Annotated in this window: 25 protein-coding genes; 14 read left to right on the forward strand and 11 right to left on the reverse strand. The window is 69.8% G+C overall.

Annotation, left to right across the window (positions count from 1 at the left end; translation table 11 throughout):
* Nucleotides 1-81 precede the first annotated feature (81 nt).
* A complete protein-coding gene (locus ACQP2E_RS20510) occupies nt 82-621 on the reverse strand; it encodes a DUF6174 domain-containing protein (protein ID WP_433824528.1) in 540 nt (179 codons plus the stop codon).
* A gap of 131 nt (nt 622-752) precedes the next feature.
* On the opposite strand from ACQP2E_RS20510, the gene ACQP2E_RS20515 reads away from it, so the two are divergent.
* Nucleotides 753-1061: a hypothetical protein gene (locus ACQP2E_RS20515; protein WP_433824529.1), complete on the forward strand. Its 309-nt coding sequence runs from the start codon at nt 753-755 to the stop codon at nt 1059-1061.
* Nucleotides 1062-1063: 2 nt separating this feature from the next.
* On the opposite strand, the gene ACQP2E_RS20520 is transcribed toward ACQP2E_RS20515, so the two are convergent.
* Nucleotides 1064-1519: an SRPBCC family protein gene (locus ACQP2E_RS20520; RefSeq protein ID WP_433824530.1), complete on the reverse strand. Its 456-nt coding sequence runs from the start codon at nt 1517-1519 to the stop codon at nt 1064-1066.
* A gap of 53 nt (nt 1520-1572) precedes the next feature.
* Between ACQP2E_RS20520 and ACQP2E_RS20525 the strand changes: the two genes are divergently transcribed.
* Nucleotides 1573-1818 (forward strand): hypothetical protein, encoded by a 246-nt coding sequence (locus ACQP2E_RS20525; protein ID WP_433824531.1) that lies wholly within the window; start codon nt 1573-1575, stop codon nt 1816-1818.
* Nucleotides 1819-1838: 20 nt separating this feature from the next.
* On the opposite strand, the gene ACQP2E_RS20530 is transcribed toward ACQP2E_RS20525, so the two are convergent.
* The 3 genes from ACQP2E_RS20530 to ACQP2E_RS20540 form a co-directional block, all read right to left on the reverse strand.
* Nucleotides 1839-2558, reverse strand: coding sequence for a hypothetical protein (locus tag ACQP2E_RS20530; RefSeq protein WP_433824532.1), 720 nt, complete (start codon nt 2556-2558; stop codon nt 1839-1841).
* Nucleotides 2559-2793: 235 nt separating this feature from the next.
* Entirely contained in the window at nt 2794-3147 is a 354-nt protein-coding gene (locus ACQP2E_RS20535; protein WP_433824533.1) for an STAS domain-containing protein, read from the reverse strand.
* Nucleotides 3148-3329: 182 nt separating this feature from the next.
* A complete protein-coding gene (locus ACQP2E_RS20540) occupies nt 3330-3512 on the reverse strand; it encodes an antitoxin (protein ID WP_433824534.1) in 183 nt (60 codons plus the stop codon).
* A gap of 160 nt (nt 3513-3672) precedes the next feature.
* Here ACQP2E_RS20540 and ACQP2E_RS20545 point away from each other — a divergent pair, with 160 nt between their 5' ends.
* The 4 genes from ACQP2E_RS20545 (at nt 3673) to ACQP2E_RS20560 (ending at nt 7875) form a co-directional block, all read left to right on the forward strand.
* Complete coding sequence (locus ACQP2E_RS20545; RefSeq protein WP_433824535.1) at nt 3673-5901, forward strand: catalase; 2229 nt, start codon at nt 3673-3675, stop codon at nt 5899-5901.
* A gap of 239 nt (nt 5902-6140) precedes the next feature.
* Complete coding sequence (locus ACQP2E_RS20550; protein WP_433824536.1) at nt 6141-6872, forward strand: hypothetical protein; 732 nt, start codon at nt 6141-6143, stop codon at nt 6870-6872.
* Complete coding sequence (locus tag ACQP2E_RS20555; RefSeq protein ID WP_433824537.1) at nt 6869-7285, forward strand: phage holin family protein; 417 nt, start codon at nt 6869-6871, stop codon at nt 7283-7285. The genes ACQP2E_RS20550 and ACQP2E_RS20555 overlap by 4 nt, the downstream gene beginning before the upstream one ends.
* The gene (locus ACQP2E_RS20560; RefSeq protein ID WP_433824538.1) at nt 7261-7875 is read left to right on the forward strand and encodes a DUF3618 domain-containing protein; all 615 of its coding nucleotides are present in this window, start codon (nt 7261-7263) and stop codon (nt 7873-7875) included. The genes ACQP2E_RS20555 and ACQP2E_RS20560 overlap by 25 nt, the downstream gene beginning before the upstream one ends.
* A gap of 101 nt (nt 7876-7976) precedes the next feature.
* Here the strand turns inward: ACQP2E_RS20560 and ACQP2E_RS20565 are convergent, their stop codons facing one another.
* From ACQP2E_RS20565 to ACQP2E_RS20590, 6 genes are all read right to left on the reverse strand, one after another.
* Nucleotides 7977-9209, reverse strand: a complete 1233-nt coding sequence (locus ACQP2E_RS20565; protein WP_433824539.1) for a PP2C family protein-serine/threonine phosphatase — start codon at nt 9207-9209, stop codon at nt 7977-7979.
* A 139-nt stretch (nt 9210-9348) separates the two neighbouring features.
* Nucleotides 9349-10125 carry an amino acid ABC transporter ATP-binding protein gene (locus tag ACQP2E_RS20570; protein ID WP_433824540.1) on the reverse strand — a complete coding sequence of 259 codons (777 nt, stop codon included), beginning with the start codon at nt 10123-10125 and terminating at the stop codon, nt 9349-9351.
* 5 nt (nt 10126-10130) lie between these two features.
* Nucleotides 10131-10925, reverse strand: a complete 795-nt coding sequence (locus ACQP2E_RS20575) for an amino acid ABC transporter permease (protein ID WP_433824541.1) — start codon at nt 10923-10925, stop codon at nt 10131-10133.
* Nucleotides 10925-11752 carry a basic amino acid ABC transporter substrate-binding protein gene (locus tag ACQP2E_RS20580; protein ID WP_433824542.1) on the reverse strand — a complete coding sequence of 276 codons (828 nt, stop codon included), beginning with the start codon at nt 11750-11752 and terminating at the stop codon, nt 10925-10927. The genes ACQP2E_RS20575 and ACQP2E_RS20580 overlap by 1 nt, the downstream gene beginning before the upstream one ends.
* 80 nt (nt 11753-11832) lie before the next feature.
* Nucleotides 11833-12204: a hypothetical protein gene (locus ACQP2E_RS20585; RefSeq protein WP_433824543.1), complete on the reverse strand. Its 372-nt coding sequence runs from the start codon at nt 12202-12204 to the stop codon at nt 11833-11835.
* Nucleotides 12205-12371: 167 nt separating this feature from the next.
* Nucleotides 12372-13715, reverse strand: a complete 1344-nt coding sequence (locus tag ACQP2E_RS20590) for an AI-2E family transporter (protein ID WP_433824544.1) — start codon at nt 13713-13715, stop codon at nt 12372-12374.
* A 259-nt stretch (nt 13716-13974) separates the two neighbouring features.
* Between ACQP2E_RS20590 and ACQP2E_RS20595 the strand changes: the two genes are divergently transcribed.
* The 8 genes from ACQP2E_RS20595 (at nt 13975) to ACQP2E_RS20630 (ending at nt 18906) form a co-directional block, all read left to right on the forward strand.
* A complete protein-coding gene (locus tag ACQP2E_RS20595; RefSeq protein WP_433824545.1) occupies nt 13975-14229 on the forward strand; it encodes a hypothetical protein in 255 nt (84 codons plus the stop codon).
* A gap of 97 nt (nt 14230-14326) precedes the next feature.
* Complete coding sequence (locus tag ACQP2E_RS20600) at nt 14327-14734, forward strand: DUF2752 domain-containing protein (RefSeq protein WP_433824546.1); 408 nt, start codon at nt 14327-14329, stop codon at nt 14732-14734.
* Nucleotides 14735-14746: 12 nt separating this feature from the next.
* Nucleotides 14747-15220 (forward strand): RDD family protein, encoded by a 474-nt coding sequence (locus tag ACQP2E_RS20605; RefSeq protein ID WP_433824547.1) that lies wholly within the window; start codon nt 14747-14749, stop codon nt 15218-15220.
* A gap of 132 nt (nt 15221-15352) precedes the next feature.
* Nucleotides 15353-15925 (forward strand): Dps family protein, encoded by a 573-nt coding sequence (locus tag ACQP2E_RS20610; RefSeq protein WP_433824548.1) that lies wholly within the window; start codon nt 15353-15355, stop codon nt 15923-15925.
* A 50-nt stretch (nt 15926-15975) separates the two neighbouring features.
* Nucleotides 15976-16863, forward strand: a complete 888-nt coding sequence (locus ACQP2E_RS20615; RefSeq protein ID WP_433824549.1) for an acyl-CoA dehydrogenase — start codon at nt 15976-15978, stop codon at nt 16861-16863.
* The gene (locus ACQP2E_RS20620) at nt 16857-17579 is read left to right on the forward strand and encodes a PIG-L deacetylase family protein (protein WP_433824550.1); all 723 of its coding nucleotides are present in this window, start codon (nt 16857-16859) and stop codon (nt 17577-17579) included. The genes ACQP2E_RS20615 and ACQP2E_RS20620 overlap by 7 nt, the downstream gene beginning before the upstream one ends.
* Complete coding sequence (locus ACQP2E_RS20625) at nt 17576-18181, forward strand: class I SAM-dependent DNA methyltransferase (RefSeq protein ID WP_433824551.1); 606 nt, start codon at nt 17576-17578, stop codon at nt 18179-18181. The genes ACQP2E_RS20620 and ACQP2E_RS20625 overlap by 4 nt, the downstream gene beginning before the upstream one ends.
* Nucleotides 18178-18906: a glycosyltransferase gene (locus tag ACQP2E_RS20630; RefSeq protein ID WP_433824552.1), complete on the forward strand. Its 729-nt coding sequence runs from the start codon at nt 18178-18180 to the stop codon at nt 18904-18906. Before ACQP2E_RS20625 ends, ACQP2E_RS20630 begins: the two co-directional genes overlap by 4 nt.
* Nucleotides 18907-19323 lie beyond the last annotated feature (417 nt).

Raw genomic sequence — 19323 nt, forward strand, 5'->3', positions numbered from 1 at the left:
GGTCGCATTTACGGGCTCAGCGCGACCACGAGCACGAGCCGCAGTCGTGCACGCGCGGGTCTGAGGTTGATCCTGGCGGGGTCAGGGGTGGTAGTCGGTTACGGCGTAGCAGGTGCCGCCGTCGTAGGCCATTGCCTGCTGGTCGAAGCCGAACGCGAGCGGGTGGCCGTCGTGCGGGTCGCGTTGCCGGCGCAGGCGGGGGTTGTGCGGCTCCTGCTTGTCGATCCAGGTGTCAATGTCGCCGAGGGTCGGGGCCGGGAAGCCGGCGTGGGCTTCGGCCTGGTCGTTGAGCGGGGTGCTCGATCGCACCTCGCCGTTCTCCACCTCGACGCGGTAGCGAGCCTCGTAGAAGCCGCGGGTGCAGCCGGTGGTCAGGGTGAACGCGTAGCTTGGCGGCTCTGCCCACTTCGGCGTGCTCGGCACCGGCTTCGCGGGCGGCGTCGGCGGCGGGGGCGGCGTGGGCTCGGAGGACGACGGTACGGGCGTCGCCGGCTCGGAGGACGGTGGTGGTGGCGGGCTCGGAGGGTTTGCCGTTGCGCCTGCGGAGGTGCAGCCGGAGGCCACGGCCAGCAGTGTCGTGGCTGCGAGCAGGTGGGCTTTCGGCGTACCCAGGAAAGGCATGGCGTCCCCGCTTCCCGCAGCCGTTCGGCGGCGCTGGGGTTTGACGGTCTGATCGTCGCAGTGGTTCCTTCCGCACGAGTTACGCGGGCGAAAGTGCGTCGCGGCGGGGCGAGGGCTGGGACGATCGGAGGGTGACAGTACGACAGTGGGACAACGCTGCCGACGCCCATGAGTTCGCCAGCATGATCAGGTCGATCGTCTCGGGCAACAACGATCTGTGGGATGCGGTGTACGGCACGAGCTATCGGCCGCACGGCGTCTCGGACGAGGATGCCGACGAGTATCAGCTGCGGGTGAAACGGATGCTCGGCATCGCCGCGGGCTTCTTCCTGGCGGCTGCCGAGCGGCTCGCGCCTCTGGAGAAGGCCTCGGTCGAGGACATTCTTGACGCTGCCGAGAATCGGGTGGCGTCGCATCCTCCGGCGCCGCCGGGAACCTGATCTCAGCGGCTCTCCACCTCGCGGGCCATCGCCCGCAGGGTCGCCGCGAAGGCCAGCTTGCCGGGCACCGACACCAGCGGCCCGCCGTACCGGGTGATCGCGTGGGGAACGACGGTGACGTCCTCGAACCAGAGGACGCGGCACATGCCGCCCGGCACGGGCGTCACCGAGAACCAGGCTCGGCCGCGCACGACCCGGCCGAGTTTGACGATGTCACAGCGCCCGGCGGAGCCGCCCTCCGGCGGCGACCAGGCCGTCACCCGCATCGGGTCGTCGAATGCCAGCGGGCCCCACCCGGTACGCGCGACGAACTCGGCACCGACCCCGTCCGGCCGGTCCGAGACGACGCGGATCGTGGTCAGCGGCACCCAGTTGCCGTGCCGGGGCCAGTCGACCAGGGTGTTCCAGACGTCGGCGGCGGGAGCGCGGACGTCGCGGGTGACGATGAATCCAGCCATGGGTCCATTCTCCAGGCGGCGGCGCATGCCGCCGGGCGAAACATGATGGATTGATGATCAACAGTGCTGGGTATCCGGCCGCCGTGAACCGGCCTGACAACGTCGACCATGTGCATCGCACGGCCTCGGCCATGCACGACACCGCCGAGCAGATGGAGGTGGTGGAAGACGCCCTTCATACGCGTGCCGAACAGGCGCGGGACCCGGAGACCACGGCGCGGGTGCACGCCCTCGGCGACAGCGTCACCACTCAGGCGAAAGACGTCGATCGCCGCGCGGACCAGCTCGAACGCGACTGACGAGCTGCCGCCGGACCAGCTCATCCAAATTTCGACATGATCACCGTGTTCGCCGCCGTCGACAGCGAGACCCCGTCGCCGGCGGCGCGTACCCGGAGTTTCAGGTATGCGTCCTGGTCCTTGATCTTGTCGTTCGCCATGATCAGAGCGAGGGCGCACTGGATGGTGGCCCGCACCGACAGCGCCTCGGCGAACCCGGTGACCAGCTCCTCGCCGCCGGCGTCCATCGCCGGGACGTCCTCGGTGTCGCCGGGCCACGGCAGATCCGGGTCGTAAGCGGCGCAGATCCCGGCGGTCAGCGGCGCCATCGCGGACACCTCACGGCCGTACAGGTCGAGGGTGGCGATGGCTGTGCCGCTCCCGGTGAACAGCGGCACCGACACCAGGCCCAGGCCCATCTCGGCCGCGGTGTCGCGGAAACCCGGCCAGGCCATCGTCGTGTCACCGCCGGGCTCGCTGTCCGAGGCGTCCTGCGAGTCGTCCTGGGAGTCGTCCTGCGAGGCGGCCTCGACGGATTTGACCAGGTCGCCGCCGGCGGCGACGGTGCACGCCCCGTCGCCGTGGCGGGAGGCGACGGCGGCGTAGTCGACCGCGTCGATCCGGTCGGCGGCCAGCTCGGCCAGTCGTCGCAGGCGGTCGTCGACGCCGGGCACGTCGTCCGGGGTGTCGGCAAGCGCGACGATGGCGTCGGCCAGCGGCTGCCGCATGCCAGTGGGAATTTGTGCGGATCGCGGGGTCATGTCCCGGCTCCCTCCGATAGCAGGTGGCGTGGCCATGCAGGTACCCCGATGTTGACCTTTCACACGATTGTCGTGTTCCGGGCAGTCCGCCGAAGAACGCTCGCAGGTCCGCCACCAGCAGATCCGGCGTTTCCAGAGCCGGAAAATGGCCGCCGTGATCGTGTTCCGCCCGGTATCTGTCGTTCAGGGCCGGGCCGGCCGGCGGCGGCACCCCGGGAAAGGTTCCATTGATCAATTAAGCGCGCGGCGGCAGCCTGAACACCTCGACGAGGCCGCTGATCTCGATCACCTGGTAGACGTTTTCGTGGGCCTGGCCGATCGTGAATTCGCAGCCGGCCCGGGTGGCGTCGCGCCGGCAGTGCAGGAGGGTGCGGATGCCGGCCGAGTCGAGGAACGAAACCTCGCCGAGATCCATGCTGAGCCGCTGCGGACCGTCCCGGTGCAGGACTTCCCCAACGGATCGCAGCACTGTGGAGCACGAATCGCGATCGACCTCGCCGATCAGGGCAACGACGGTCGTCGAGGATTCGGCATCATGGCGGACTTCGACCCTGAGGGGGGTTTCACCGATGAAAAGATCTGATGGCATCCGACGGCCTTCCCAGCGGAACCCGACGCGGACCCTTGTGTGCCGAATACTACGCTACCGCGAGTCCCGTACCCGTGTGGTACGGCATTGGCCCTTCGGGGCCGTGCCCGATAGTGCCAGGGAAGCCGAACGGGCGGCCCGTGAGCGGGCCGCCCGGTTCCGTTGCCAGCAGTGACGTGACGTTACCTCTGCTGCGTGTCGCCTGTGCCGGTGTGCTGCTGGGCGGCGTCGACACCCTTGTCGATCTGACCCGAGTATTTTTCGCCGGTCCGCTGGTCGGCCTGGTCACCGGCCTTTTCGAGGCCGGCGTCGACCTGCTCGTCGTGTTTGTCGGCAAGGTCTTTCGCTTTGTCCAAGAAGCTCATGAAAGGACTGTGCCCACTCAGAAAGAGCCAAAACCCGGGCTACGCCTTTCGGGCACGCTCTCTTGTGTACGCGCAAACAGCCCACCACCAAAAAGTTTGCTCCCGTGATGCGCGGGTAGCCGGTGGTGTCGCAATCGCCGCTCTTGGAGGAATTCCTCAGATGAAACCCAGCAAGCCCGTCAAGGCGGTCAAGGACGCTGTGAAAGCCGCCCTCACGTCCCAGGTGCCCGGCTCGCCCGGCAGCGCACCGGCAACGCTCGAGGAGCCGACCACCCCGCGCGAGCCGCTCCCGCCGAAAGGTGAGCAGGGCGCGCCGGAGACCCGGTCGCCGACCGGCGCGGAGACCGGTTCACCGGCGCCGGTGAACAGCCAGCAGGGCGCCTACCTCACCACGGCCACCGGTGTGCGGCTGCGCGACACCGACCACTCGTTGAAGGCAGGTCCCCGGGGCCCGTCGCTGCTGCAGGACCACCACCTGCGCGAGAAGATCACGCACTTCGACCACGAGCGCATCCCGGAGCGCGTGGTGCACGCCCGGGGCACCGGGGCGCACGGCACGTTCACCGCGTACGGCACCGCCGAGTCGGTGACCCGGGCCGCGTTCCTGAAAAAGAACGCCGAGACCGAGGTCTTCGTCCGGTTCTCCACCGTGCTGGGTTCACGCGGCTCGGCGGACACCGTCCGGGACACCCGCGGTTTCGCGGTGAAGTTCTACACCGACGAAGGCAACTTCGACCTGGTCGGCAACAACATCCCGGTCTTCTTCATCCAGGACGCGATCAAGTTCCCGGACGTCATCCACGCCGCGAAGCCGCACCCGGACCGGGAGATCCCGCAGGCGCAGAGCGCGCACGACACGTTCTGGGACTTCGTCTCGCTGCACACCGAGGCGCAGCACCACACGATCTGGAACATGTCGGACCGGGGCATCCCGCGCTCGTACCGGACCATGGAGGGCTTCGGCGTCCACACGTTCCGGCTGGTCAACGAGGCCGGCGCGACGACGCTCGTGAAGTTCCACTGGAAGCCGAAGCTGGGCGTGCACTCCCTGACCTGGGAAGAGGCGCAGCTGCTCAGCGGCATCGACCCGGACTTCCACCGCCGTGACCTGTACGACGCGATCGAGGCCGGCGCCTTCCCCGAGTACGAGCTGGGCATCCAGGTCTTCCCGGACACCGCCGAGGAGGCGTTCGCCGGCATCGACCTGCTCGACCCGACGAAGATCGTCCCGGAGGAGCTCGCCCCGGTCCAGCCGATCGGCAAGCTCGTCATCGACCGGACGCCGACGAACTTCTTCGCCGAGTCCGAGCAGGTCGCCTTCCACCTGGGCACCATGCCGCCGGGCATCGACGTCACCAACGACCCGCTGCTGCAGGGCCGGCTGTTCTCGTACGTGGACACGCAGCTGTCCCGGCTGGGTGGCCCGAACTACAACCAGATCCCGATCAACCGGCCGCACGCGCCGGTCAACGACATGCTGCGTGACGGTTTCCACCAGCACGCCGTGCACGGTGGGGTGGCGCCGTACCGGCCGAACTCGCTCGACGGCGGCAACCCGTTCACCGCCGAGGACGGTTTCGTCGACGTGCCGGTGATCGTGGCGGAAGCGCCGAAGATCCGGCAGAACCCGGCGTCGTTCGACGACCACTACAGCCAGGCCCGGCTGTTCTGGCTGAGCATGACACCGGTCGAGCAGGAGCACATCATCAGCGCGTACACGTTCGAGCTCGCCAAGTGCTACGAGCAGGCGATCAAGGAACGGCAGCTGCAGGCCCTGGCGAACATCGACCCGGTGCTGTGCCGCCAGGTGGCGACCGGCCTGGGCCTGCCCGAGCCGAAGCCGACAGTGCCGCTCGCTGACGTCACGCCCAGTCCGGTGCTGTCGCAGATCGGCCACACCTGGCCCACCGACGGCCGCACCATCGGCATCGTCGTGGACCCGGACGGCGACGTGGACGCGGCGCTGAAGGTCCGTGAGGTGGTGTTCGGCGCCGGCATGACGCCGCTGCTGATCGCCCCGCACGGCGGAATGGTCGGTGGCGCGCCGGTGCAGCGGACCTTCGCCACCGCCCGCTCGGTGGAGTTCGACGCGATCCTGCTGGCCGGCGCACCGATCCCGGCCCCGGACGCGCGCCCGGCCCGCGACGCGAAAGCCGGCCGGCCCGCGGCCACCGTGGACCCGCGGGTCCTGCTGCTCGTCGACGAGTGCTGGCGGCACGCCAAGACGATCGGCGCATGGGGCGACGGCCTCACCGTGCTGCAGGAAGCCGGCGTCACCGGCACGCCGGGCGTGGTGACCGCGACCTCCGGCGAGGCCGTCTTCGGCGAGATCCAGGTGCTGCTCGGCGCCCACCGGGTCTGGGAGCGGTTCCCCGCCCTGGTCGCCTGATCCCTGGTCAGCCCTGATCAGCCCTGCGAGGCCCTGTTCCGCCACCGGCGGAGCAGGGCCTCGGCCACGTCTGCACCGCTCGCCGACTTGATATCGAATTAATTCTTTTTTCCAATTTCATGTTTAAGTCATAAAAGATCGTACGCCCGAGAAACTGACGAAAAAGATTTCATCCGACGATTAGAAGTCTTTATTGAGGAGACTCATTGTTCGAACCCAGGACAAATGTAGGAGGCACCATGAGTGACCGAACAATCGGCGCTTACTCGCCGGATCTTTCAGCGCCGGATCTTTCCACGCCCGACGACACGTCGAAGGCTGCGCAGATCGCCGGAGAGAGCAAGCAGGCCACCGCACAGGCCGCCGTCGATGTGAAGGACACCGCCAAGGAGCAGGCGCAGCGCGTCGGCGCCGAGGCCAAGGCGCAGGCGCGCACCGTCGCCGCCGACGTGCGGAACAAGGTCAGCGAGCAGGCTCGTACCCAGAACGACAATCTGGTCAGCAGCATCCGTCAGACCGCCGACCACCTCGACGAGATGCGCGGCGCCCGCCAGGACGGACCGGCCGCGGCCGTGGTGTCCCGGGTGGCTGACGGTGGCCGGCAGCTCGCCGACTACTTGGACCGCAACGGTCCCGAAGGTGTGCTCCAGGAGGTTCAGGACTTCGCCCGGCGCCGCCCGGGAGCGTTCCTGGCCACCACCCTCGCCGCCGGATTCGTCGTCGGGCGGCTGGGCAAGAGCGTCGCCAAGGCCGACCCGAGCGCGGGCACGCCCGCCGGCAGCACGGGCACCAGCACTGGCACTGGCACTGGCACTGGATTTGTCACTGCCGAGCCGCAGACCTACCCGGCGCCGGCTCCCGCCCCGGTCGCCAACGGCGTGGGCGGCACCGAGTACGCGGCCACCGGCACCGGCATCCCGGTCGTGAACAACGACCCCTACGGCTACCAGAACCCGGAGTCACGCCCGTGACGATCCCTCGTCCCCACGATGCGCCGGATCACGTCGCCGACACCTCGATCGGTGACCTGATCGGCAACATCAGCAACGACCTGTCGCAGCTGTTCCGGCAGGAGGTCGACCTCGCCAAGGTCGAGATGAAGCAGGAAGCCGCGAAGGCCGGAAAGGCCGCCGGGATGCTCGGCGTCGCCGGTTTCGCCGGATACCTCGCCGTCGTGCTGCTCAGCTTCGCCGTCGTGTTCGGCCTCGCCAACGTGATGGACGCCGGCTGGGCCGCGCTCATCGTCGCCGTCGTGTGGGCGGCCATCGGTGCCGTCCTGTTCGTGAACGGCCGCAACAAGCTCAAGACCGTCGATCCCGTGCCGCACCGCACCGTGGACACCCTCAAGGAGGATGCGCAATGGCTGAAGAACCCGACCGGCTGAAACGGCAGATCGAGGACACCCGTGCCTCGCTGACCCGGGACGTCGACCTGCTGGCCGAGAAGACCAGTCCCAGCAAGGTCGCGCAGCGGCGCTGGAATTCAATGAGGGAGAAGGTCATGGGCACCACGGACCACGCACGGCACGCGGCCGGCGACACCACGTCGACGGCGGTACGCACCGTGCAGGACAAGGCCTCGCAGGCCTCCGACGTGGCGAGCGAGAAGGCGCACGACGCGGCCGACGCCGTCCGTAACGCCCCGCAGGCCGTCGCCACGCAGACCCAGGGCAACCCGCTCGCCGCCGGGATCATCGCCTTCGGTGTCGGCATGCTCGCCGCCACCCTGATCCCGGTGACCGACGCGGAACGCCGCGCCGGCCAGCAGCTCAAGGACAACAGCGGAGACCTCACCGACAAGGTGAAAGATGTCGCCGCAGAGGTGAAGGACGACCTCGCCGGTCCGGTCCAGGACGCCGTCGCGTCGGTCAAGGAGACCGCCCAGGACGCCGCCCAGACCACCAAGGGTCAGGCACAGTCGTCGGCGCACGACGTGAAGGACCAGACTCGGCAGGCAGCACAGAACGCCTCCTGAGCGAGCTTCTCGTGTGCCGGCCCCCTGAGGGGGCCGGCACAAGCGCGTTCACCCGTACCCTCGGGTCGGGAAAGGCCGCGGCAGGCCGCGGGCCTGGCGCGTCAGCCGGCGGGATCGATGGGCGCGCGGCCGCTGCCTTCGGGCAATTCGGTGTCCGAGCGTGCCGGGGCCGGGCTGCGCCACTCGGCAAGCAGCACGGTGGCGTCGTCCTGCAGATGATCGTCCTGGTGCTGCAGGATGGCGTGCACGAGCCGGCGGGCGGTCTCCGGCAGCGGCAACCGGTCGGCGATGGCCTTGACAGCCAGGTCGATGAGCCGTTGCAGGCCGAAGTAGTCGCCGTCGGCGGACCGGGCCTCGATGATGCCGTCGGTGTAGAGCAGCACATGATCACCCGGCTCGAGGAACTCCTCGATCACCACCGGGGCTCGGATGTCGCCGAGGCTGACCGGCAGAGCGGTCGGCGTCGGCAGAACCCGCACCGCTTTGCCGTCGCGGATGACGATCCCGCTGGGATGCCCGGCGGAGATCACCCGCAACGAGCCGGTGCGCTGATCGATCTCGGCCAGAACCGCGGTGATCAGCCCTCGCCGGTCGTGGTCGCGGACCGCCTGGTCGATGTGGTGGTAGGTGGCAATGAGATCGAGCCCGGCGCGGCGGGCGTTGCGGTAACTCGCCAGAGCGAGCGAGGCGAGGATGACCGGCCGCATCCCCCCGGCGGAGCCGTGGCCGACCGCGTCGAACAACGCCAGATGCGCGACGTCACCGTTGACGGCGTAATCGAACGCGTCACCGCCCACGTCGTAACACGGCTCCAGCAGTCCACTGATCAGCAGATGGCCGGTCGAGAAGGTCAGCGGGGGCAGCTGGGCGCGCAGCATCTCCGCAGCCAGGCGCATCGGCTCGCGGCGGCGCAGCCGTTCGATGGTGTCGCTGTAGAAGGCACGGGTCACCGTCAGCTCGGCCAGCAGCGCGGCCACGGTCATGCAGTCGTCCACCGTGTCGTCACCGGCCGCCCCGGGCAGCACGACCTCCACCACACCCAGCCGCTCCGCGCCGTCGACAAGCGGCACCCACAGGGTGGTGTCGCCGGCACAGGCGACGACGGTGGAGTACGCCCGGCCGCCAAGCGTCCCGTCGATCATGAAGGGCTCCCGGGCGGGCGCGTCCCCGGCCAGCAGAGGCAGAAGCACACGCTGCTGGAGGTCGACCAGATATATGATCATGGCGGTGACGCCGAGCAGCCCGGCGGCACGCATCGCCATCTGCGGGATGTCGTCGGGCCGGGCGTGGTGCGACTGCCGCAGCAACTGCCGCAGCGCCGAGATGTCGCCCACGAAAACCCTCCTCAACGAGACTCAGAGGCAGTCTGGCGCAAACCTCCGGACGCCGCATCGTCAGCACGGAACAGCCACCCCCGTGCGGCGCGCCGGGGTCAGCCGGCGATCACGTCGCCAGGGGTGGCGTTGCCGCGTGTCAATCGTTCAGGTGGGCGCCGATCTCGGTCTCGCTGACCCTGGTGGGTTCCAGCACCCGGTGCAGGAACACCCGGGTGCGTTCCTCGCGAGGGCTGCCGAACACCTCAGCGGGCGGGCCCTGCTCGACGATGACGCCGCCGTCCATGAAGACGACCCGGTTGGCGACCTCGCGGGCGAAGGCCATCTCGTGGGTGACCACGAGCATCGTCATGCCCTCGGTGGCGAGGCCGCGCATGACCGCGAGGACCTCGCCGACCAGCTCGGGGTCGAGCGCGCTGGTCGGCTCGTCGAAGAGCATCAGCTGCGGATCCATCGCCAGGGCCCGGGCGATGGCGACGCGTTGCTGCTGGCCGCCGGAGAGCTGTGCGGGGTACGCGTCGGCCTTCTCGGCGAGCCCGACACGGTCCAGGTTCGCCGACGCGATCCGGTTGGCCTCGGCACGGCTGCGCTTGCGTACCCGGCGCTGGGCGATGGTGATGTTCTCCCGGACGGTGAGGTGACCGAAGAGGTTGAACTGCTGGAACACCATGCCGATGCCGCGCCGGACCGCGTCGATGTCGCAGTCCGGGTCGGTGACCTCGACGCCAGCCACCCGGATGGAGCCGGCGGTCGGCTCTTCGAGGAGGTTCACGCAGCGCAGCAGCGTGGACTTGCCGGAGCCGGACGGGCCGATGACGCAGACGACCTCGCCCGGCTCGACCGACAGGTTGATGCCGCGCAGCACCTCCAGCGTGCCGAACGACTTGTGCAGCTCGCTGATCTCGATGGTGGACATCGCGGTCACCTCTCCCTCGCGGCCCGGCGTTCCAGCCCCCGGACCAGCTGTGACAGCGGCAGGGTGATCACCAGGTAGAGCAGCCCAGCCACCACCAGCGGTGTCGGGTTGACCCGTGTGTTGAGTGTGTCGCCGGCGAACTTGGTCAGCTCGATCGTCGTGGGGGTGACGCCGAGGACGTAGACCAGCGAGGTGTCCTTGGTCAGCAGGATGATCTCGTTGGTCAGCGGCGGGATGACGATGCGGAACGCCTGCGGCAGCACGATGGAGACCATCGCGCGGGTGTGCGACATGCCGAGGGTACGGGCCGCTTCGAGCTGCCCCTTCGGAACGGCCTGGATGCCGGCCCGGATGGTCTCGGCCATGTACGCCGCGGCGGTCAGACCGAGACCGACCGCGACCGAACCGTAGACCCCGCCGGGAATCTCCCGGTCCGGAAAGGCCAGCGGTACGCCGTACCCGACCATGAACAGCACCAGCAGTGCCGGCAGGCCGCGGAACAGTTCGATGTAGGCGGTGGCGAACCATCGGTACGGCGCCACCGAGGACAGCCGCAGCAGCGCGAGGATCAGCCCGAGCGTCAGGCCGAACACGAACGCGAGCAGGGTGTAGGCGATGGTGTTCCGCAACGCGACGGTGATCGCTTCGGGGAACATGCTCTCGGCGATGTCACGCCGGAAGAACGCCTCGGACAGGGTGCCCCAGTCGGCGGCGCTCACCACGAGCAGGATCAGCAGAACGAATATGACGTAGCCGGCGACGCGGACGACCCGCCGCCGCCGGCGAGGGCTGAGCGTCATCAACTGGCCGGCTTCTCGCCGATCCAGGTCGCGTAGATCTTGTCGTAGGTGCCGTCGCTGCGCGCTGCCGCCAGGGCGTCGTTGACGGTCTTGAGCAGCTCGGCGTTGCCCTTCTTCACGGCGAATCCGTACTGCTCGCCGGTGTCGAAGCCGGTCGCGACGACGACCTTGCCGGGGTTGGCCTTGATGTACTCGTTCCAGACCGGCAGGTCGTTGACGGCGGCCTCGATCTGGTTGGTCGCCAGGGCCTGCTGCAGCGCGGCGAGGTCCTTGTAGGAGACCACCTCGATCTTCAGGCTCTTCTCCTTGACCTGGGCGTTGATGTACTCCTCGCCGGTGGTGCCGCCCTGCACGCCGAGGCGCTTGCCGGCGAGTTCGTCGAGGGTCTTGACCTCTTTGCCGGTGAGCACGGCGAGCGCCTGGGTGGCGTCGAAGTACGGCTCGGAGAAGTCCAGCACCTTCTTGCGCTCGTCGGTGATCGTCATGCCGGCCGCGGCTACGTCACACTTGCCGGAGTTGAGGTCGGCACCGGACTTGATGCCCTCGAACGGCGTGTCGACGATCTCCTGGGGCACGCTGAGTTTCGCGGCGACCAGATCGATGAGCGCGACGTCGAAGCCGACCACCTTGCCGGTGTCGTCCTTCGACTGGAACGGCGCGTACGGCAGGTGTGTACACGTGGTCAGAACGCCGGCTTTGACCAGTGCGACGCCGCCCTCGGTGGTGCCGCCGGTGTCTTCCTTGGCGCAGCCCGCGACGCCGGCGATCGCCAGTGCCGCGGCGGCCGCGAGTGTGGCCGTTTTACGAGCAGGTCCCAGCTTGTTCATTCAACTCTCCCGGTCATGGCCCCCCGCCCACCGCGGGGCCATGCCAGGTTATTCCATTCTCATCGATGTCTCGCGACGACTCACCTACCGGAGCGCCGGGAGTCGGGGCGCCGGGCCGGCGGTCCGGTGCGGCTGCGCGGACGCGCCGGAGGCAGCTCGGCCGGGCCGTCGACAGCGCCGGGGCTGGAGAACACCACGGGCGGGATCGCCGGGGCGGCCGGCGCCTGCGATGCGGGAGCGACCCAGTCCGGCTCGACGATCTGGGCGCCGGTGACCGGCGACGCGGGCGCGGCGCGGTCCAGCAGACGCTGCGCCAGGGCTGCGTCGACGTGGCCGTCAGCGCTGATGCGGACACCAGCAGCCTCGGCCAGTGCCACGACGTCGGTGGTGGCGAAGGCTTTGGCGCCGACGGCGCTGAGCCTGCGGGCGAACTCGTGCACAGTGATCTGCAACGACGACCTCTCGTAGGGCTGTCCACGGCGGCGGGGGTGACCCGGCCGCGGAGAATCACAACGCAATGGTGCATTACCCCGCGCTGTCACGGTCATGCCGTGCCCCCCTCACGGTGATGCGAGACGCATCAGCAAGGGTGGGATGCACTATCTTACGTGACCCCCGATCACGGCGATCGACTTCCCGACACCGACACCGATGTGCTGGCCGGCGGCGGCTCGGTGTCATCGGCCTGTCGCTGCTGGATCTGGTGCCGATCCTCGGCTTCGGCCTGGTCGTCGTCGGTGGGTTCGGTGCCGGGCGGCTGCCGGTTCGGCGTGGGCTCGCCCTCCGGGTGGCTGATCAGGTATCGGATCGCGGTGTTCAGCACGGCCAGCAGCGGGACCGCGATCAGGCCGCCGACGATCCCGGCCAGCACGATGCCGGCGGCGATCGCCAGGATCACGGCGAGCGGGTGCAGGGCCACCGCCCGGCCCATGATCAGCGGTTGCAGGACGTGGCCTTCGAGCTGCTGCACGCCGATCACGATGGCCAGCACGATCAGCGCGCTGACCGGCCCGTTGGCGACCAGCGCCACCAGGACGGCGGCCGCGCCGGCGACGGTGGCGCCGACGACCGGGATGAACGCGCCGAGGAAGACCAGCGCGGCCAGCGGCAGCGCCAGCGGCACCTTCAGGATGAACAGGCCGATTCCGATGCCGACCGCGTCGACGAAGGCGACGAGCACTGTCGCGTGCACGTACGAGACCAGCGTGTGCCAGGCGTAGTGGCCGGCCCGGGCGGTGGGCAGCCGCGCGTCGCGGGGCAGCAGCCGGCACAGGAACGACCAGATCTGGCCGCCGTCGCGCAGGAAGAAGAAGAGGGTGAACAGCACCAGGAAGAACCCGGTGAGCACCTCGCCGAGGGTGGTCGCGGTGCTCAGCGCGCCGGAGGTGACAGCGCCCTGGTTCGCGGTGATGGCCGTGCGGGCCTGCTCGACGTACTGGTCGAGCTGGCGGTCGGTGATGTGCAGCGGGCTCTGCGCGAGCCAGGCCTGCACCTCGCCGAGGCCGTCGCCGACCTGCGCGGACAGGTCGTCGAGCTGGGCGATGAAGGTCCGGATGATCAGGCCGAGGCCGCCGAAGACCAGCACCAGAGCCGCGAGCAGCACCATGCCCGCGGCGAGGGATCGGTTCACCCCGCGCCGGACCAGGGCGGCTCCGGCCGGTTGGAACAGCGCGGCGAGCAGCAACGCCACCATCACCGGGATGATCACCAGGCTGAGCAGGCCGACGACCCGCAGGAACAGATATCCGGCGAGCACGAACAAGATGAAGCGCCCGGCCCAGGCGCCGGCGGTGCGCACCGCCCGGGGCAGCACGTCGCTGTCCTGACGCGGGCCGACCACCACCACCGGCGGGCTGTCCGCTTCCAGCCCCGGCCCGGCCGTGAACGGCGGTAGGGGATTGCGGCTCGCCGCCTCGGCAAACCTGGCCCGAGCGCGTTCCCGGGCCGTACGTGTCCATGCCATGTGCTCTCCTGATGCGCTGTGGACACTCCTGGCAACGGTGGACCGGCCGGGTGTCACCGCGTGACTGCCCCGTCGCGCCCTGATTCACACACGTTCGTCCAGGCCGACGCCGTGACCGATCGGGTGGTCGCGAGTTAGACGGACAGCCGACCCTGCACGGCGGAAGCCGACGATCTTCGCGGGCGTGCCGGCGCCCGCGCACCAACTGAACATTCAGACTGTCCTCACCGTCGCCAACATCGGATCTGGAGTGCCATCGGTGTCACCTGAAAACACGCTCGCCCGCCTCGCGGACGAATTCCTCGCTGCGATGAACCGGCACGGTGTGCACATCGATCGGCCGGTCGTGGAGCAAGAGATGCGCGAGCGCATCGACGCGATCGCCGAGGTGCTCCGGCTCGACACCCAGACCGTCCTTCGTGACCACGCTCAGGACGGCTGGGGGCGGCAGATGGCAGCGGCAGCGATCGAGCAGATCCGCCAGGACCGCCTGCTCGACATCAACTGGCGCTGACCTGGCCACCCACCGGAAATCACGCGTCGATAACGGGGTCGCGGAAGAGCCGCCGGACACTTATGATCTCCGAACTCCATGATCACGAGGGATGTCCATGCGTACGTTCTCCGTGCCTGAACGGCTGGGCGGCTTCGGCATGCTCGTCGCCGTCGCGGCCACGGTGTGGCCGGCCGTCAGCGCCAGCACCGGGGCGGCTCTGCCGTGCCCGCTGCGAACGCTCACCGGCGTGCCCTGCCCGGCCTGCGGTCTGACGACCGCAGCAGTCGCGCTGGCGCACGGCGAGGCTGTCACCGCGTTGCAGGCCAATCCTCTGATCTTCGGGCTGGCGGCCCTCACGGCCGCCACCGTCCCGCTCGTGGCGCTGCGCGCCGCAGGCGTACTCGGACCCCCGCGCCCGTGGTCGTCGCACCGACGGCGGCAGGCGGGATGGATCGCAGGACTGCTCGCGTTCGCGAGCTGGCTCTTTCAACTGCACCGGCTCGACGCGAGCCGGACCTTCTAAAGGACCGGAACCATGACAGACCCCTACGCCCAGCAGTCCTACCCGGCTCCGGCCGGATACAACGCCGCTGCCCCGGCTTACGCCAGCTGGATCCAGCGCGTCGGCGCGTACCTGATCGACGGCATCATCGTCGCGCCGTTCTCGATCCTGGCCGCCACCGTCGGCCAGAGCACCGACGAGGTGACCGGGCTGACCAGCCTGAACGCGTTCTACTACGTGTTCATCCTGCTCGCGATCGCCCTGCAGGGCTACAACCGCTGGTTCCAGGCCGGCAAGACCGGCCAGAGCTGGGGCCGCAAGGCGCTCGGCATCCGCCTGGTCGGTCTCGCCGACGGCCAGCCGATCGGCGCCGGCAAGGCGTTCCTGCGCGACCTGGCGCACTTCATCGACGGCATCATCTGCTACATCGGCTTCCTGTTCCCGCTCTGGGACGCCAAGAAGCAGACCATCGCCGACAAGATCGTCAGCACGGTCGTCGTCCGCTGATCTGATTTCCCCGAAGCCCTGCCGGTTCATTGTCGGACCGGCAGGGCTTCTCCATTGTTTGCGGCTCCGTTGTTTGCCTCGACCTGACACGGGCATGTGCTTCGAAGATCTCCACGAGAGGAAGAATCGACGATGGCACCCACTGCCCGCAAAAACGCCGCCACGCCTCACTACACGGTTCCCGGATTGAAGCCGGACGCCGCCGCCGAGGTCATCACGGTGCTCCAGGACCGGCTCAACGCGCTCAACGACCTGGCGCTGACCCTCAAGCACGTGCACTGGAACGTGGTGGGCCCGACCTTCATCGCCGTGCACACCATGCTCGACCCGCAGGTCGAGGGTGTCCGCGCCATGGTCGACGCGACCGCCGAGCGGATCGCCACCCTGGGCGGTTCCCCGGTCGGCACGCCGGGCGCGCTGGTGGCCCAGCGCAGCTGGGACGACTACTCGATCGGCCGGGCCGACGCCAACTCCCACTTGGCCGCGCTTGATCTCGTCTACAGCGGCGTCCTCGAGGACCACCGCGCGGCGATCGAAAAGACCGAGGAACTCGACCCGGTCACCGAGGACCTGCTCGTCACCCAGACGGGTGGCCTGGAGCAGCACCACTGGTTCATCCGCGCTCACCTGGAGCGCCCGGACGGCACCCTGGTCACCGCCAACGCGCCCACCGAAAAGACCGCGGCCCGCAAGGCGAAGCGCTGACCGGTTCTTTGCCGCAGGGAAAGTACATCCAGTTGCGAAACACTCCGGAATTGCCTTTTCCGGGTAGTGGCCGGACCGCGGAACGATTTCGCGGTCTGGCCGCTCTCGGCCGCGCCGATCTGGTCACCGCCCGGCTCGGTGAGGGCCACGCCGACGCCATGGCGATCCGCGCGTCGCTCTGCGACGCTGATCAAAACCAGACGGACGAGCGCTGGGGCGTCTGGGCTGCGGCCCCTTCTTCGGTACGCGCGGAGCACACCGCAACGGGCTGGCAGCTGACCGGCGACCGCCCCTGGTGCTCCGGCGCCGCGTGGTGCACCCACGCCCTGGTGACCGCGGCGGCCGAGGACGGCACCCGCCTGTTCGCCGTCCGTAACACCGCACCGCACGCCGTGCCCCTCGACGGCACCTGGCCGGCGATCGGCATGGCCGGCAGCGACAGCCGCACCGTCCGCTTCACCGCCGCGCCGGCCCGCCCGGTCGGCGAACCCGGCGACTACGTGGACCGGCCCGGCTTCTGGCACGGTGGCATCGGCGTGGCCGCCTGCTGGTACGGCGGCGCCCTCGGCATCGCCGACACCCTGTACGCCGCCGCCGTCCGCAAGGACCTCGACCCGCACGGCATGGCTCACCTCGGCGCCGTCGACGCGGCGCTCGCCGCGGCCCGGGCCGTGCTGCTCGAGGCAGCCGCCACGATCGACGCCGATCCGGCCGCGGACGCCCACCGGCTGGCCCTGCGGGTCCGCGCCGTCGTCGAGGCGTCGGCCACCGAGGTGATCGACCGGGCCGGGCGGATGCTCGGCGCCGGGCCGCTCTGCCGCGACGTGGAGCACGCTCAGCGCGTCGCCGACCTGACCGTCTATCTGCGGCAGAGCCACGCGGAAGCCGACCTGGAACAACTCGGCCGCCTCGTCGCCGGCGGGGAGCAGCCGTGGTGAAGCCGATCGTCGACGAGGGCACCCCCGAACAGCGGTGGCGGGCATGGCCGGCGATGTCGGCGTGGCCGCCGCTCGCCCTCGATCCGGCCGAGCCGCCGCTGGTCGTCGCACCGCACCCGGACGACGAGATCCTCGGCGTCGCCGGTCTGATGGCGATGCTCGGCCGCGCCGATCTGGTCGCGGTGACCGACGGCGAGGCCTCGCACCCGCACTCCACCGTCCACTCCCCCACCGAGCTGGCCGCGATCCGGCGGGCCGAGACCACCGAGGCCCTGTCCCGGCTCGGCCTGCGCGGCACGGCCGTGCACCGTCTCGGCCAGCCCGACGGGGACATCCACGAGAGCATCGTGACCAAGGAACTCACCGCGCTGCTCACCCCGGGCCGCTGGTGCCTGTCCACCTGGCGGGAGGACGGCCACCCCGACCACGAGGCCGTCGGACGGGCCGCCGCGGCGGCGTGCGCGGCCACCGGGGCCCGGCTGCTGGAGTACCCGATCTGGACCTGGCACTGGGCTGCGCCGGGTGATCCGGCCGTACCCTGGCATCGGGCCCGCAGGATCGAGCTGACCGCTGAGGCGAGGTTCGCGAAAGCGGCGGCGATAGCCGCCTTCCCCAGCCAGATCGCGGCGCTGGGCCCCGCCGAGGCCGACGCGGCGATCCTCCCGCCGCACGTCCTCGCCCGCTTCACCCGGCCGTTCGAGGTGGTCTTCACATGACCACACCGGTCGGCTATTTCGAGCGGATGTACGCCGGCAGCCCGGACCCGTGGAACTTCGAATCCCGCTGGTACGACGCCCGCAAACATGCCCTGACCGCAGCCGCGCTGACCCGGCCACGATACCGGTCGGCGTTCGAGCCCGGCTGCTCCACCGGCCGGCTCACCGCCCTGCTCGCGGGCCGCTGCGATTCTCTGCTGGCCGTCGACGCGGTCGGCGCCGCTGTACGCACCGCGGCGTCCCGGGTGGCCGAGCAGCCGCACGTGACGGTCCGCGAGGCTGCGGTGCCGCACGAGTGGCCCGAGGAGTCGTTCGACCTGATCGTGCTCTCCGAGATCGGCTACTACTTCGGCGACGCCGACCTGAACGCGCTCGCCGAGCGGACGGTGGCCTCGCTGGAACCCGGCGGCGACCTGGTCGCGGTGCACTGGCGCTGGCCGGTCGAGGAACACGCCCGCTCCGGCGACGAGGTGCACGCGCTGCTCGCGGCAACGGACGGCCTCCATCGTCAGTCGCGGCTGGAGGAAGCCGACTTCCTGCTGGAGGTCTACACCCGCGGCCCTGATCCTCGCTCGGTTGCCCAGCGTGAAGGTCTGGTGTGACCCGGACAGCCGTGGTGGTGCCCGCTCACGACGAAGCCGCCTCGATCAACGCCTGCCTGCACAGCATCGCCACCGCCGCCCTGGCGGTCGCACCTGTTCCGGTCGAGGTCATCGTCGTCGCGGACGCGTGCGCCGACGACACCCCGGCTCTCGCCCGCGCGGCCGGCGCCACCGTGCTCACCACGACAGCCCGCAGCGTGGGCCGGGCCCGCGCTGCCGGGATGCGCCACGCGACGCGCCACGGCACCACCGGACTGTGGCTGGCCACCACCGACGCGGACAGCCGGGTACCGCCCGGCTGGCTGAGGTGGCAGCTGCACCACGCCGAGGCCGGCGCCGACCTGCTGGCCGGAACCGTCATCGTGCACGACTGGCAGGGCTGGCCGGCCGACCTCCAGGCCGCTTACGACACCGGCTATCGCGACGCGGTCCAGGGCACCGCGCACAGCCACGCCCACGGCGCCAACCTGGGTTCATCGGCAGCGGCGTACCAGGCGGCCGGCGGTTTCCGCCCGCTGCCGCACAGCGAGGACCGCGACCTCATCGACCGGATGCGCCACCTCGGCGCCCGCGTGGTCACCGACACCACCTGCCCGGTCATCACCAGCAGCCGCCGCCTCGCCCGCGCCCCACACGGCTTCGCCGCCCACCTGGCCACCCTTGCCACCTCTTCCCAGAAACGTCACACAACGGACGATTGCGACAACAGCCGAGCCAAGCACTGACACCCTCCGCCACAGGCACCCCGCCCCGCCCCCTGCCCTGCCCCGCCCTGCCCTGCCTCGCCCTGCCCCGCACTGCACTGCCCCGCCCTGGCCCGCCCCGACCTGGCCCGGCCCGACCTGGCCCGACCTGGCCCGACCTGGCCCGCCCTGGCCCGGCCTGGCTGGATCTTGTGGACTTCCCCGCAGACGTCTCCGCACAACTCCACAAGATCGAACAGACCCCAGCCGATCTTGTGGAATTGCACGCAAACGGTTCGCCGAACTCCACAAGATCGGCGAAGCACCGCGCCGACACCGTGAAGCACCACGTTCACCACGTCGAACTATGAAGCACCGCGCTCACCACGCCCGAACCGTGAAGTACCGCGCTCACCACGCCGAAACTATGAACACCGCGTCGGCCGAACCGTGGAAACC

The organism is Actinoplanes sp. CA-015351 (assembly GCF_050955685.1).
Taxonomy (GTDB): Bacteria; Actinomycetota; Actinomycetes; order Mycobacteriales; family Micromonosporaceae; genus Actinoplanes.

Excerpts from the sequence above, each read along its gene's own strand:
- ACQP2E_RS20550 (WP_433824536.1), top strand. The coding sequence starts at position 6,141 with ATGAGTGACCGAACAATCGGCGCTTACTCGCCGGATCTTTCAGCGCCG.
- ACQP2E_RS20570 (WP_433824540.1), bottom strand. The coding sequence starts at position 10,125 with ATGTCCACCATCGAGATCAGCGAGCTGCACAAGTCGTTCGGCACGCTG.
- ACQP2E_RS20540 (WP_433824534.1), bottom strand. The coding sequence starts at position 3,512 with ATGAGCTTCTTGGACAAAGCGAAAGACCTTGCCGACAAACACGACGAG.
- ACQP2E_RS20525 (WP_433824531.1), top strand. The coding sequence starts at position 1,573 with ATGATCAACAGTGCTGGGTATCCGGCCGCCGTGAACCGGCCTGACAAC.
- ACQP2E_RS20520 (WP_433824530.1), bottom strand. The coding sequence starts at position 1,519 with ATGGCTGGATTCATCGTCACCCGCGACGTCCGCGCTCCCGCCGCCGAC.
- ACQP2E_RS20530 (WP_433824532.1), bottom strand. The coding sequence starts at position 2,558 with ATGACCCCGCGATCCGCACAAATTCCCACTGGCATGCGGCAGCCGCTG.
- ACQP2E_RS20575 (WP_433824541.1), bottom strand. The coding sequence starts at position 10,925 with ATGACGCTCAGCCCTCGCCGGCGGCGGCGGGTCGTCCGCGTCGCCGGC.
- ACQP2E_RS20580 (WP_433824542.1), bottom strand. The coding sequence starts at position 11,752 with ATGAACAAGCTGGGACCTGCTCGTAAAACGGCCACACTCGCGGCCGCC.
- ACQP2E_RS20545 (WP_433824535.1), top strand. The coding sequence starts at position 3,673 with ATGAAACCCAGCAAGCCCGTCAAGGCGGTCAAGGACGCTGTGAAAGCC.
- ACQP2E_RS20625 (WP_433824551.1), top strand. The coding sequence starts at position 17,576 with ATGACCACACCGGTCGGCTATTTCGAGCGGATGTACGCCGGCAGCCCG.
- ACQP2E_RS20590 (WP_433824544.1), bottom strand. The coding sequence starts at position 13,715 with ATGGCATGGACACGTACGGCCCGGGAACGCGCTCGGGCCAGGTTTGCC.
- ACQP2E_RS20600 (WP_433824546.1), top strand. The coding sequence starts at position 14,327 with ATGCGTACGTTCTCCGTGCCTGAACGGCTGGGCGGCTTCGGCATGCTC.
- ACQP2E_RS20510 (WP_433824528.1), bottom strand. The coding sequence starts at position 621 with ATGCCTTTCCTGGGTACGCCGAAAGCCCACCTGCTCGCAGCCACGACA.
- ACQP2E_RS20535 (WP_433824533.1), bottom strand. The coding sequence starts at position 3,147 with ATGCCATCAGATCTTTTCATCGGTGAAACCCCCCTCAGGGTCGAAGTC.
- ACQP2E_RS20560 (WP_433824538.1), top strand. The coding sequence starts at position 7,261 with ATGGCTGAAGAACCCGACCGGCTGAAACGGCAGATCGAGGACACCCGT.
- ACQP2E_RS20605 (WP_433824547.1), top strand. The coding sequence starts at position 14,747 with ATGACAGACCCCTACGCCCAGCAGTCCTACCCGGCTCCGGCCGGATAC.
- ACQP2E_RS20610 (WP_433824548.1), top strand. The coding sequence starts at position 15,353 with ATGGCACCCACTGCCCGCAAAAACGCCGCCACGCCTCACTACACGGTT.